The organism is Streptomyces sp. NPDC051561, assembly GCF_044454195.1.
Taxonomy (GTDB): domain Bacteria; phylum Actinomycetota; class Actinomycetes; order Streptomycetales; family Streptomycetaceae; genus Streptomyces.
In genome coordinates, this window is record NZ_JBITDM010000009.1 from 228,832 (window position 1) to 242,059 (window position 13,228).

Consider the following 13,228-nt stretch of genomic DNA (forward strand, 5'->3'; position numbering starts at 1 on the left):
ACCAGCGGCAACCCACCCGAAAGGGCACTTGCGCATGGAGCAGTTCCAGTACGGGAGTCTCTCCGCCGACTCCGCCACGAACCGTGTGGCGGCCACCGGCGCGGTGGAGAGTGCCATGCGGCGCAGCATCACGAGCGGCCGGGGTGCTCTCACCCGCCGTTCGCTGATGCGCGCCGCCGGCGGCGGCGCCCTCGCCCTCGGTGGCATCGGCGCACTGAGCGCCTGCGGCATTCCGGCCGCCGGCAAGGACAAGCAGGCAGCGGTCTCGGACGACTTCTCGGCCAAGGAGAAGCAGGTCGTCTTCTCCAACTGGACCGAATACATGGACGTCGGGGAGAACGACAAGGGCTATCCGACCCTGGAGGCCTTCACCCAACGCACCGGGATATCCGTCAAGTACACGGCGGACATCAACGACAACAACGAGTTCTTCGGCAAGATCCAGCAGCAGCTGCACAACGGCCAGCCCATCGGCCGCGACCTCATCTGCGTCACCGACTGGATGGCCGCCCGGCTGATCCGGCTCGGCTGGGTGCAGAAGCTCGACCCCACGCGGCTGCCGCACGCGTACGCCAATCTCAGTGCCCAGTTCCGCAGCCCCGTCTGGGACCCGGGCCACGCCTACTCGTACCCCTGGACCGGTATTTCCACGGTCATCGCGTACAACGAGAAGGCCACCGGTGGCCGCAAGGTCGACTCGATCTCGCAACTGCTCGACGACCCCGCGCTCAAGGGCAAGGTCGGCTTCCTCTCCGAGATGCGCGACACCATCGGGATGACGCTGCTCGACATGGGCAAGGACCCGGCCAAGTTCAGCGACGACGACTACGACGCGGCGATCGCCCGGCTGCAGAAGGGCGTCGACACCAAACAGATCCGCCGCTTCACCGGCAACGACTACACCGCCGACCTCGAAAAGGGTGACCTGGCGGCCTGTGTCGCCTGGGCCGGCGACGTCGTACAGCTCTCGGCGGACAACCCGTCCGTCAAGTTCGCGATTCCCAAGGCCGGTTACGTCTCGTCCACGGACAACCTGCTGGTCCCGGCGAAGGCCCGGCACAAGACCAACGCCGAGAAGCTGATCGACTACTACTACGAGCCCGGTCCTGCCGCCCAGCTCGCCGCGTACATCAACTACGTCTGCCCGGTCGACGGTGTCCGCGAGGAGCTCACCAGGATCGACCCGGAGTTGGCCTCTTCCAAGCTGATCCTCCCGGACCGGGCGATGGCCGCCCAGGCACATCCCTTCCGGCCGCTCAGCGAGGCCGAGGAGAAGGCGTACGAAGAGAAGTTCGCCAAGCTCATCGGCGCGTGACGCGTGCCGTAATACGTGCCTTGGCACGGGTGGCCGGGCCACCCCCGCACCCTCTGCCGAGCCACCCCCCGCACCCTTGACGCACCCCGACTCCCCCCTGGGACCGCAACCCATGACTCAGAAGACCGAAGGCGGCGACGTCCGCCTCGCCGGGATCAGCAAGACCTACGGCTCGTTCACGGCCGTGCACCCGCTCGACCTGACCGTCCCGCAGGGCTCCTTCTTCGCCCTGCTCGGCGCGTCCGGCTGCGGCAAGACGACGACCCTGCGGATGATCGCCGGTCTGGAGGACCCCTCCACCGGCACCGTCTCGCTCGGCGACAGGGACGTCACGCACCTGCCGCCGTACAAGCGCCCGGTGAACACCGTCTTCCAGAGCTACGCGCTCTTCCCGCACCTGGACATCACCGAGAACGTCGCCTTCGGGCTGCGCCGACGCGGCATCAAGTCGGTGCACAAGCAGGTCGACGACATGCTGGAACTGGTCCAGCTCGGCCAGTTCGCCAAGCGCAAGCCGCACCAGCTCTCCGGTGGCCAGCAGCAGCGCGTCGCCGTCGCCCGCGCCCTGATCAACCACCCGCAGGTGCTGCTCCTCGACGAGCCGCTGGGTGCCCTGGACCTCAAGCTGCGCCGCCAGATGCAGCTGGAGCTCAAGCGCATCCAGACCGAGGTCGGCATCACCTTCGTGCACGTCACCCACGACCAGGAGGAGGCCATGACCATGGCCGACCAGGTCGCGGTGATGAACGGCGGCCGGGTCGAACAGCTCGGCGCCCCCGCCGACCTCTACGAGAACCCGAAGACCACCTTCGTCGCCAACTTCCTCGGCACCTCGAACCTGATCCAGGCCCAGATCGCCGCATCGGCCTCCGGCATCGTCACGGTGACCTGCGGAGACTCCAAGCTGAAGCTCCCCGCGAGCCGATGCCGGGCCCAGGCCGCGGCCGGCGACAAGCTCCTGGTCGGCGTACGCCCGGAGAAGGTGTCGATCGCGCACGCGGACGACGCCGCTTCGGTCCCGGAGAGCCGCAACCGGATCACCGGCCGCATCCTCGCCTCCAGCTTCATCGGCGTCTCCACCCAGTTCGTCGTCAACAGCCCGTCCTGCGCGGACTTCGAGGTGTACGTCCAGAACATCGAGCGGGACGCCCGGCTCACCCCCGGCACCGAGGTCGTCCTGCACTGGAACCCGGAGCACACCTTCGGCCTCGACGCCGACCAGGCCATCGACGCGGGCGTGCAGTCGGTGGAGGACGCCTCGTGACCGTCTCCGAAGCACCCGTCACAGCGGCCGTGGACCCCCCGGTCCACAAGCCGTCCACCCGCAAGCGGCTGATCCCGTACTGGCTGCTGCTGCCCGGCATCCTGTGGCTGCTCGTCTTCTTCGCGCTGCCGCTGGTCTACCAGGCCTCCACCTCGGTCCAGCAGGGTTCGCTGGAGGCCGGTTTCAAGGTCACCTGGCACTTCCAGACGTACTGGGACGCCCTGTCGGAGTACTGGCCGCAGTTCGTCCGCTCGCTGCTGTACGCAGGTACCGCGACCGTGCTCTGTCTGCTGCTGGGCTACCCGCTGGCGTACCTCATCGCCTTCAAGGCGGGGCGCTGGCGCAACCTGATCCTGGTGCTGGTGATCGCCCCCTTCTTCACCAGCTTCCTGATCCGCACGCTGGCCTGGAAGACGATCCTGGCGGACGGCGGCCCGGTCGTCGACGTCCTCAACACCCTGCACATCCTGGATGTGACCAGCTGGCTCGGCTGGACCGAGGGCGGCCGGCTGCTGGCCACCCCGCTCGCGGTGGTCTGCGGTCTGACGTACAACTTCCTGCCCTTCATGATCCTGCCGCTCTACACCTCGCTGGAGCGGATCGACGGGCGGCTGCACGAAGCGGCCAAGGACCTCTACGCCTCTCCGGCGACGACGTTCCGGAAGGTGACGTTCCCGCTGTCCATGCCGGGTGTCGTCTCCGGCACGCTGCTGACCTTCATCCCGGCGGCCGGTGACTACGTCAACGCCGAACTGCTGGGCTCGACCGACACCAAGATGGTCGGCTCGGTCATCCAGTCGCAGTTCCTGCGGGTGCTCGACTATCCGACGGCCGCCGCGCTGTCCTTCATCCTGATGGCGATCGTGCTGGTCATGGTCACCGTCTACATGCGCAAGTCCGGGACGGAGGACCTCGTCTGATGGCCGCCCTCAAGTGGATCCGGCGCAACCTGGTCGTCATCGCGGGCCTGCTGACGCTCGCGTACATGATCCTGCCGAACATCGTCGTGATGGTGTTCTCGTTCAACAAGCCCAACGGGCGCTTCAACTACGCCTGGCAGCAGTTCTCGCTGGACGCCTGGAAGGACCCGTGCGGCGTCGCCGACCTGTGCGGTTCGCTCTCCCTCTCGCTCCAGCTGGCCGCCTGGGCGACCCTCGGTGCGACCGTGCTCGGCACGATGATCGCCTTCGCGCTGGTCCGCTACCGCTTCCGGGCGCGTGGTGCGATCAACTCGCTGATCTTCCTGCCGATGGCGATGCCCGAGGTCGTCATGGCCGCCTCGCTGCTGACGCTCTTCCTCAACATGGGCGCCCCGCTCGGTTTCTGGACCGTGCTGATCGCGCACATCATGTTCTGCCTCAGCTTCGTCGTCACCGCCGTCAAGGCACGAGTGATGTCGATGGACCCGAGGCTGGAGGAAGCGGCCCGCGATCTCTACGCCGGTCCGGTCCAAACTTTCGTACGGGTGACCCTGCCGATCGCCGCTCCCGGCATCGCGGCCGGCGCACTGCTCGCCTTCTCGCTGTCGTTCGACGACTTCATCATCACGAACTTCAACGCGGGCTCGACGGTCACCTTCCCGATGTTCGTATGGGGCTCCGCGCAGCGCGGCACACCCGTACAAATCAACGTCATTGGTACAGCTATGTTCGTCATCGCCGTGCTGATGGTCCTCGGCGGCCAGCTCATCGCGAGCCGCCGCAAGAACAGCGCATCACCCAAGTAGTTCCCCCTGGCGGGAACTGAAGGAGTTGGAAACCATGGCCCCGGTAGCCATGCGTAGTGCCGCACAATCCCTTTCCGGCGCGAAGCCGCTGTCGTTCTGGCTGGACGACCCGGACCGCCCCGCCCCCGAGCCGTCCCTCACCGGGGACGAGCGCTGCGACCTGCTGGTGATCGGCGGCGGTTACAGCGGTCTGTGGACCGCGCTGATCGCCAAGGAACGCGACCCGCAGCGCGACGTCGTGCTCATCGAGGCGAGCGAGGTGGGCTGGGCCGCCTCCGGGCGCAACGGCGGCTTCTGCGCCGCGTCCCTCACCCACGGCCTGGGCAACGGCATCGCCCGCTGGCCCGGCGAGATCGACAAGCTGGAGGAGCTGGGCGAGCGCAACCTCGACGCCATCGAGGAAGCGGTCGCGAAGTACGGCATCGACTGTGCCTTCGAGCGCACCGGTGAGATCGACGTCGCCACCGAGCCGCACCAGCTCGAAGAGCTTCAGGAGATGTACGAGGAGGCCAGGAAGCTGGGCCTCACCGAACACGTGGAGATGCTCGACGCGGACGCCATGCGCGCCGAGGTCGACTCGCCGACCTTCCTGGGCGGCATGTGGGACAAGCGCGGCGTGGCCATGCTGAATCCGGCGCGTCTCGCGTGGGGCCTCAAGCGGGCGTGCCTGGACCTCGGTGTCCGTATCTACGAGAACACCAAGGGCACCGAGCTCGCCTCGGACGCCAACGGGACCGCCGTACGCACCTCGTACGGCCGGATCTTCGCCCGTCGGGTCGCCCTGGGCACAAACGTTTTTCCGTCGCTGGTGAAGCGGCTCCGCCCCTTCACGGTGCCGGTCTACGACTACGCCCTGATGACCGAGCCGCTCAACGAGGAGCAGCTCGCCGCGATCGGCTGGAAGAACCGGGCCGGTCTCGGCGACAGCGCCAACCAGTTCCACTACTTCCGCATCTCCGCGGACAACCGCATCCTCTGGGGCGGCTACGACGCGGTCTACCACTACGGCGGCAAGCTGAGCGCCGAACTGGACCACCGCCCGGAGACGTACCTCAAGCTGGCCGAGCACTTCTTCACCTGCTTCCCGCAGCTGGAGGGCCTGCGCTTCACGCACGCCTGGGGCGGTGCGATCGACACCTGCACCCGCTTCTCCGCCTTCTTCGGCACGGCCCATGCGGGCAAGGTCGCCTACGCGGCCGGCTACACCGGTCTCGGCGTCGGCGCGACCCGCTTCGGCGCGGAGGTCATGCTCGATCTCCTCGACGGGAAGAAGACCGAGCGGACCGAGCTGGAGATGGTGCGCAGCAAGCCGCTCCCGTTCCCGCCGGAGCCGGTCGCCTGGGCGGGCATCGAGATCACCAAGCGCTCGATGGCCCGCGCCGACGACAACGGTGGCAGGCGCAACATCTGGCTGAAGGCGATGGACAAGCTGGGCCTGGGCTTCGACAGCTGATCCCCCGGTACGCGCGGAGCCGATTCCCGGTACGTGTGGTGAGTGCGCCCCTGGTGAAGCCGGGGGCGCACAACCGCGATCACCGTGTGACGCACCTCACTACCAATAAGTAGCCAAACCCGCGTCATGATCGCGCCCGGCCTCCCTCTCTCCTGTGTACGCATTGTCCGTGCACAGGGAAACAGGGAACGAAGGAGGCCGAGCGCGATGGTTGGCTCGGAAGCGAAGACCGCGGTGGAGTGGCTGGTCTCGGTGGCCCCGGACCCCGACGCGTGCCGTTGGGAGTGGGAGCGCAACCCACTGGGCGTCGCCCTGCTCCCGGCCGGCCGCCGGTGGGACGTACTGATCCTGCCGGGTGAACTCGGTTATCCCACCCTTGACGTCCTGGCCCGACTGGTCGACCGTCCCGGGCCGGTCCTCACCGACTTCGGCGACTCCCGGATGGGCTTCTTCGTCCCCGCGGGCACGGCCGCCCGATGGCTGGGCACGGGAGTACGGGGTGCGGGACACGGCACCTGGATCGTCGTCCCCTACCCGGGGCGGGCCACCACCGGCGGCGTCCGCTGGCTGGTCGCCCCGGACGGCCGCGGCACCCTCACGGACCCGACTCTCCTGGAGCTCGCGATGCACGAGGCGGCGAGCCGGATGGCGTACGGCGACTGAGCCACCACGCGGGCGCGAGCAGCAGCACCGCGAGACACCAGCTGCCGACCACGTCCAACGGCCAGTGATAGCCCCGCAGCACGAGCCCGATGCCGGTCGCCACGCCGAGCCCCAGCGCGACGGGCACCGGCCATCGGCGGCGTACCCACACCGAGAGCAGCAGCGCGGCCCCGCAGTAGGCGACGGCAGCCGTCGCCCCGTGCCCGGACGGGAAGTACCCACTGTCCGAGGGATCGAGCGGCGCGGGCCGTCCGGTCCAGGTCTTCAGGGGTACGACGACGGCCGGGACCAGCGCCATGGCGAGCGCGACGGCGAGCGCGAGCAGCCGGTGGCCACGCCACAGGGCGCAGCCGACCGCCACCGCGAGCACCGGCAGCGCGACCTGCATGTTGCCCAGGTCGGCCAGGAACTCGGTGAGCCGGCGCGGCCCGTGGCCGACGACGGCACGGCTCAGCCGTTCATCGGCGTACGCCAGCGGGCCCTCTGTCACCACCTGCCAGGTGATCAGCGCGAACAGCAGGGCGCTGAGGGTGACGGTGAGCAGGAATGCCGACTGCCCCGGAGCAGGGGGGGTGGCTCCGGGGCAGTCGGTCGGACCGGAGGGACGGACGCCCCGGGGGGTGTGGGGCGTCTCGCCGTCCGATCGGTGAGGAGAACCGGAGCCAGAAGCTCCGGAGGTGTGCGCGAAGGCACGACCAGGTCGAAGCCGGGAAAGCGTCGTCCTGGTCTCGCTCGCAGTCACCTGCGGGCGGGGTGTTTCTCTCATCTGCCAGGAACCGTACGGCAGGAAGAAGGGGACCGACAGCGGGAGTGCGATCCCGCCATTGGCCCCCCACACGTTCTTCACAGAGGCAGTTTGCCCCAGGTGTCCGGCTGTCGCGCTCAGACGCCCGCGAACGCCGTCTCGATGATGTCCAGGCCCTCGTTGAGGAGGTCCTCACCGATCACCAGCGGCGGCAGGAAGCGCAGCACATTGCCGTAGGTGCCGCAGGTCAGGACCAGCAGGCCCTCCTGGTGGCAGGCCTTGGCGAGCGCGGAGGTGGTCTCCGGGTCGGGGTCCTTGGTGCCCGGCTTGACCAGCTCGACGGCGATCATGGCGCCACGGCCGCGGATGTCGCCCACGATCTCGTACTTGGCGGCGATCTCCGCGAGGCGGCCCTTCATGACCTCCTCGATGCGCTTGGCCTTCCCGTTGAGGTCCAGCTCCTTCATCGTCTCGATGGCGCCCAGGGCGGCGGCGCAGGCGACCGGGTTTCCGCCGTAGGTGCCGCCGAGGCCGCCGGAGTGCGGGGCGTCCATGATCTCGGCGCGGCCCGTGACGGCGGCGAGCGGCAGACCGCCCGCGATGCCCTTGGCGGTGGTGATCAGGTCGGGGACGACGTTCTCGTCCTCGCAGGCGAACCACTGGCCGGTGCGGCAGAAGCCGGACTGGATCTCGTCCGCGACGAAGACGATCCCGTTGTCCTTGGCGAACTGGCTGATCGCGGGCAGGAAGCCCTTGGCCGGCTCGATGAAGCCGCCCTCGCCGAGGATCGGCTCGATGATGATCGCGGCGACGTTCTCCGCGCCGACCTGCTTGTTGATCATGTCGATGGCCTGGGCGGACGCCTCGGCGCCGGCGTTGTCCTCACCGGTCGGCCAGCGGTAGCCGTAGGCGACCGGGACGCGGTAGATCTCCGGGGCGAACGGACCGAAACCGTGCTTGTACGGCATGTTCTTGGCGGTCATGCCCATGGTGAGGTTGGTACGGCCGTGGTAGCCGTGGTCAAAGACGACGACGGCCTGGCGCTTGGTGTACGCACGGGCGATCTTCACGGCGTTCTCGACTGCCTCGGCGCCCGAGTTGAACAGCGCGGACTTCTTGGCGTGGTCGCCCGGGGTCAGCTCGGCGAGCTGCTCGCAGACCTCGACGTAACCCTCGTACGGCGTGACCATGAAACAGGTGTGGGTGAAGTCCTGGAGCTGGGCGGTCGCCCGGCGGACCACGGCTTCGGCGGAGGAGCCGACCGAGGTCACCGCGATGCCCGAGCCGAAGTCGATCAGACGGTTGCCGTCGACGTCCTCGACGATGCCGCCACCGGCGCGGGTGGTGAACACGGGAAGGACGGAACCCACCCCACCGGCCACCGTGGCCGTGCGGCGGGCCTGAAGCTCCTGCGACTTCGGGCCGGGGATGGCGGTGACGACGCGGCGCTCCTGCGGAACTGCGCTCATGAGGGGCTCCTCGGGGTGGGGTGCTGGCTCGCGCCAGTGGGGGTTCTGCCTTGGGGGGTTCTGCCTCGCACCAAGGGTGCAAAAGGTTGCTTCGGCTACTTCGCAGGCTAGGGGCGCGGCGGTCGCGCGGGCATGTTCCGTCTCGGAGAAGTACGGGGGGTGTGTTGTCCGGTACGGACATAGCGGGCCCGGAGTGCGGGGTACGCCGAACGAGCGGGCGGGGCGACTAGGTTGGGCCTTGGCAGCGGTCCTTCGGGCCCCGCCAGGGATGTGTACGGCTGGTTCGTGGGGACGAGGGGCAGCAGATGAACACCGGTGACAGGCACGACGGCGCGCACACCACCCGTGCGGGTGCGGTGCCGAGGCCTGCCGGGCCGCCGCCCGGCCGGCTTCCGCCGGTGCCCGCCGCGCCCCCCTCGGCCGCCCCGTCCGTCCCGGCCTCCTCGTCCCGGCCGCTGTCCCCGCTGGAGGACTGGCTGACCACCGCGCGGCCGGACGCGGGCCCCGGGATCTGGCGGCTGGGCCACGTGCCGCGTCCCGACCGGCCGGTGGAGGAGGAGGTCAGCGACCGGTCGCTGATCTCGGGGGCGGTGATCACGGTGCTGTCCTGGATGCTGCTGTGGTCGCTGTGGCGCAATGGGTACGTCCCTTACCAGTACGTTCCGCTGAAGCTCTTCACCCCGGAGGCGTGGTGGACCTACGGGGTGTACGGCGGGCCCCGGACGACCGAGGCCGTCAGTGCGGCGTGGGTCTACAACGGGATCGTCTGCGCCGCTCTGCTGTACTGGTTCGGCCAGATCGGCAACTGGGCCGAGTTCACCCGCCGCTTCGTCCGCCGCCGCGAGCAGCCGCTGCGGGCACTGATCGCCCTCGCCGTCGCCGCCCTGGTCCAGCTCCTGGTCTGGACCCGGGTGCTGCCCTTCGCCGACTCGGTGCTCTCGCTGCTGCCGCTGTCCTGGTTCGAGGTCCGCGACGGCAACGTCACCACGCTCCTCGTCGTCAGTTACGGCACCACCGCGGTGATCGCCCTCGGCCTGCTCTGGCCCTTCGCGAAGATGGGCGGCTGGGGCGCGCTCCTGCACGGCTTCCGCGGCAGGGCCCCCGCCCCCGCACCCACCGCCCCCGCCCACCCCGACTCCGACCCCGCCCGCTGGCCCGAGCTGCGCGCCGCCGGCCTCGGCGAGGTGGCGGACCGGCTCACCGCCGAGGTGCGGGGCGGGCGGATGGGCGACGTGGACCTGGTGCGGATCAGGAACGCCTGGCAGGCCGTCGGCCAGGACCCCGAGCGCCGCACCCTCTTCGCCGCCACCGTCCTGCGCGACGGCGCCGCCTCCTTCACCCACCCTTCCGGCGCCCGCGACCTGCCCCACCGCACCGCCACCCACGACCTGCTCGCCTCCCAGGTGCGGATCGGCAGTTACGTCGACGGCGACCCCAATCCGTACCGGCACGGCGGCGCGGGCACCGCCCTCGAACCGGACGTCCTGGGCACCTCGCTGCTGGCCGTCGGCCCGCCGGGTGCGGGCAAGACCCGGCGGCTGACCGCCCCCGTCGTGGAGTCCCTCGCCCTCCAGGCACTGGCCGGCAAGTGCAGCACGCTCGCCGTCTGCGCCGCCGGAGCGCCCCTGGCCGACGACGCGGCGTACGACGTGGTGGTCAGGATCGGCGACCCCGCCTCGGTCCACGACCTCGACCTCTACGGCGGAACCGGGAGCGCCGGCGACGCCGAGGCAGCCTCCGCGATCCTCGCCGAGGGCCTGGTCGGCGACCTCGACACGGTCGACACCGGGCGGGCCGCGACCGCGCTCGCCCAGCTCATCGGCCCCTACCACGCGGTGCACGGGCACTTCCCCGCCGTACCCGAGCTGTACGAACTGCTGCGCGGCGACCCGGCCACCCTGCAGAGCCTCGCCGACCGGCTCACCGCGGCCGGAGAGACCGCGATGGAACGCGACCTCACCGCCCGGATGCGGCAGATGGGTACCGCCGCCGACCCCTGCCCGCCGCTCGCCGACCGGCTCGCCCTGCTCGACCGGCCCGCCTTCGCCGACTTCTTCGACACCGGCGCCAGTGCCCGTCCCTTCTCGCTGCGCGCCCTCCAGCACCACCCGATGCGGGTCCGCATCGAACTGCCCGAGCGGGGGCACGCGGAGGCGTCCCGGCTGCTGGCCCGGCTGATCCTGGCCCAGTTCCTCGGCGCGGTGACTTCCCGTGCGGACCGGTCCCTCTTCAGCTGCCTGGTGCTCGACGACGCGACGGCGACGCTGACCGCCGAGACGGTACGGGGCATCGGACGGCTGCGTTCCGCCAATGCCGGGGTGGTGCTGAGCCTGCGTACCGTCGACGACGTACCCGAGGCCCTGCACATCCCGCTGCTCGGCGCGGTCGGCTGCCACATGGCGTTCTCCGGGGTCACCACCTGGGACGGCAGGCGCTTCACCGAGGCATGGGGGACGGAGTGGGTGGAGACCAAGGAGGTCGCCCAGCACACCGTCTTCGCCAACCAGCCGCTGACCCGGGCCCTGCACGCGCTGCGCAAGCTGGTCACCGGCAAGTCGGTGGTGACCAGCGCGGTCACCATCAAGAAGGTGGAGCGGGCCCGCTGGTCGGCGTCCGAGCTGGCCCGGGAGGTACCGGCCGGGCACGCGGTGCTGTCGCTGACGACGGTGCGCGGGGAGCACGCGCCGCCGCTGCTGGTGGACCTGCGGGACTGACGGGGCGGACGGGGCCGACGGAGCGGACGGGGCCGGCGGGACTGACGGGACCGACCGGCGGACAGGGCCGGCGGTGCTGAGGCGGCGGCCGGGCGCGGTGCCGTGTGCGGTGCCGTGTGCGGCCCGAGTGACCTTGGTGATACCGGGCATACGTACGTCCTGGCAGAATCGGGGGTGTCGTTCGTACGGGACGGCGCATTTCCATGTCTGCTCCGCCTGATCCGTCCTCTGTCTAAGGTCGCGCCCCCTGATGCCGCCCACGCTCGCCTCCCTCGTCCACCACACCGCGCTCAAGCTCGTCGTGCGCGCCGGTGAGGACCGGCTGGAGACCCCGGTGCGCTGGGCGCACGTCAGTGAGCTCGCCGACCCCGTCCCCTACATGGAGGGCGGCGAACTCCTCCTCATCACCGCGATGAAGCTGGACGCCGAGGACCCCGAGGCGATGCGGCGGTACGTCCGCAGGCTGGTCGGCGCGGGCGTCGTGGGCCTCGGCTTCGCGGTCGGGGTCAGTTACGACGACATCCCCCAAGCCCTCCTCGCCGCCGCCAAGGAGGAGGACCTCCCGCTCCTCGAAGTACCGCGCCGCACCCCCTTCCTGGCCATCTCCAAGGCGGTGTCGGCCGCCATCGCCGCCGATCAGTACCGGGCCGTGACGGCGGGCTTCGAGGCGCAGCGGGAACTCACCAAGGCGGCCCTCAACGGCCCCGCCGACCTGGTCGCCAAGCTGGCCTCGCACGTCGACGGCTGGGCGGCCGTCTACGACGCCTCCGGCGCGGTGGTCGCCGCAGCCCCCGACTGGGCGGGCCGCCGGGCCACCCGCCTCGCCGACGACGTGGAACGGCTCCGGCTGCGCCCCGCCCCCGCCAGTGCGGTGGTCGGCAACAACGACGACCGCGTGGAACTCCAGTCGCTGGGCGCGGGCCGCCGGGCCAGGGGCGCCCTCGCCGTCGGTACCGCCGCCCCGCTGGGCACCGTCGAGCGGTACGCCGTGCACTCCGCCATCGCCCTGCTCACCCTCACCACCGAACGCACCCGCGCCCTCCAGGCCGCCGAGGCCCGCCTCGGCGCGGCGGTGCTCCGGATGCTGCTCGCCGGTGAACCCGACCACGCCCGCGCGGTCGCCGGTGACCTGTACGGAGACCTCCTCGACGCCCCCTTCCGGGTCCTCATCGCCGAAGCCGCGAGCGAGGGCACCGACGGCACCGAACCCCTCCAGGCCCTGGTCGACGCCCTCGAATCGGCGGCCGCCCGGGCGGGCGAGGCCCTGCTCGTCGTACCCGACGGGTCCCGGGTGGTGATACTGGCGGCCGACGGCGGCGAGACGGTCGCCGCCTGCACGGTGCACACCGCGGCGGCGGTACGGGGCGGGGGCAAGGCCCGCCCGATGGAGCCGGTGGAGGAGGACGACCTGGTGGTGGGGCTGTCCGCACCGGCCGGTCCGATCGCCGCGGCCACCGCCTTCAAGCAGGCCGAGCAGGCCCTCTCGGTGGCCCGCCGCAGGGGCCGCACCCTGGTCGAGCACGAGGAGCTGGCGACGGGCTCGGTGCTTCCGCTGCTCGCGGACGACGCGGTACGGGCCTTCGCCGACGGGATGCTTCGGGCACTGCACGAACATGACGCGACGGGCCGCGGAGACCTGGTGGCCTCGCTGCGCGCATGGCTCTCGCGGCACGGGCAGTGGGATGCGGCGGCGGCCCAACTGGGCGTGCACCGGCACACGTTGCGGTACCGGATGCGGCGGGTCGAGGAGATCCTCGGGCGGTCGCTGGACGACCCGGATGTGCGCATGGAGCTGTGGCTGGCGCTGAAGGCGACCTCTACGGGGGCGGGGGAGTAGCGCACCGGGGAGCAGGGCGGGGGCCCACCCTCGGCCTGATGG

At 70.6% G+C, this 13,228-nt stretch carries 10 protein-coding genes; 8 read left to right on the plus strand and 2 right to left on the minus strand.

Annotation, left to right across the window (positions count from 1 at the left end; translation table 11 throughout):
* Positions 1 to 115: 115 nt before the first annotated feature.
* The 6 genes from ACIA73_RS21940 (at position 116) to ACIA73_RS21965 (ending at position 6,421) form a co-directional block, all read left to right on the plus strand.
* Positions 116 to 1,315 carry a PotD/PotF family extracellular solute-binding protein gene (locus ACIA73_RS21940; protein ID WP_399440382.1) on the plus strand — a complete coding sequence of 400 codons (1,200 nt, stop codon included), beginning with the start codon at positions 116 to 118 and terminating at the stop codon, positions 1,313 to 1,315.
* Positions 1,316 to 1,427: 112 nt separating this feature from the next.
* Positions 1,428 to 2,579 (plus strand): ABC transporter ATP-binding protein, encoded by a 1,152-nt coding sequence (locus ACIA73_RS21945; protein WP_399440302.1) that lies wholly within the window; start codon positions 1,428 to 1,430, stop codon positions 2,577 to 2,579.
* Positions 2,576 to 3,499 (plus strand): ABC transporter permease, encoded by a 924-nt coding sequence (locus ACIA73_RS21950; RefSeq protein WP_399440303.1) that lies wholly within the window; start codon positions 2,576 to 2,578, stop codon positions 3,497 to 3,499. Before ACIA73_RS21945 ends, ACIA73_RS21950 begins: the two co-directional genes overlap by 4 nt.
* Positions 3,499 to 4,305 (plus strand): ABC transporter permease, encoded by an 807-nt coding sequence (locus ACIA73_RS21955; protein ID WP_399440304.1) that lies wholly within the window; start codon positions 3,499 to 3,501, stop codon positions 4,303 to 4,305. The genes ACIA73_RS21950 and ACIA73_RS21955 overlap by 1 nt, the downstream gene beginning before the upstream one ends.
* A gap of 34 nt (positions 4,306 to 4,339) precedes the next feature.
* On the plus strand, positions 4,340 to 5,758 hold the full coding sequence (locus ACIA73_RS21960; RefSeq protein ID WP_399440305.1) for an NAD(P)/FAD-dependent oxidoreductase: 1,419 nt from the start codon (positions 4,340 to 4,342) through the stop codon (positions 5,756 to 5,758).
* A 207-nt stretch (positions 5,759 to 5,965) separates the two neighbouring features.
* Positions 5,966 to 6,421 (plus strand): hypothetical protein, encoded by a 456-nt coding sequence (locus ACIA73_RS21965; protein ID WP_399440306.1) that lies wholly within the window; start codon positions 5,966 to 5,968, stop codon positions 6,419 to 6,421.
* Here ACIA73_RS21965 and ACIA73_RS21970 read toward each other — a convergent pair.
* Both ACIA73_RS21970 and gabT read right to left on the minus strand, forming a co-directional pair.
* Entirely contained in the window at positions 6,354 to 7,187 is an 834-nt protein-coding gene (locus tag ACIA73_RS21970) for a phosphatase PAP2 family protein (protein ID WP_399440383.1), read from the minus strand. The genes ACIA73_RS21965 and ACIA73_RS21970 overlap by 68 nt on opposite strands.
* A 116-nt stretch (positions 7,188 to 7,303) precedes the next feature.
* The gene (gene gabT, locus ACIA73_RS21975; RefSeq protein WP_399440307.1) at positions 7,304 to 8,635 is read right to left on the minus strand and encodes a 4-aminobutyrate--2-oxoglutarate transaminase; all 1,332 of its coding nucleotides are present in this window, start codon (positions 8,633 to 8,635) and stop codon (positions 7,304 to 7,306) included.
* A gap of 305 nt (positions 8,636 to 8,940) precedes the next feature.
* On the opposite strand from gabT, the gene ACIA73_RS21980 reads away from it, so the two are divergent.
* Together ACIA73_RS21980 and ACIA73_RS21985 are read left to right on the plus strand one after the other, a co-directional pair.
* Entirely contained in the window at positions 8,941 to 11,349 is a 2,409-nt protein-coding gene (locus ACIA73_RS21980) for an ATP/GTP-binding protein (RefSeq protein WP_399440308.1), read from the plus strand.
* Positions 11,350 to 11,599: 250 nt separating this feature from the next.
* Positions 11,600 to 13,186 carry a PucR family transcriptional regulator gene (locus tag ACIA73_RS21985; RefSeq protein ID WP_399440309.1) on the plus strand — a complete coding sequence of 529 codons (1,587 nt, stop codon included), beginning with the start codon at positions 11,600 to 11,602 and terminating at the stop codon, positions 13,184 to 13,186.
* Positions 13,187 to 13,228: the final 42 nt, after the last annotated feature.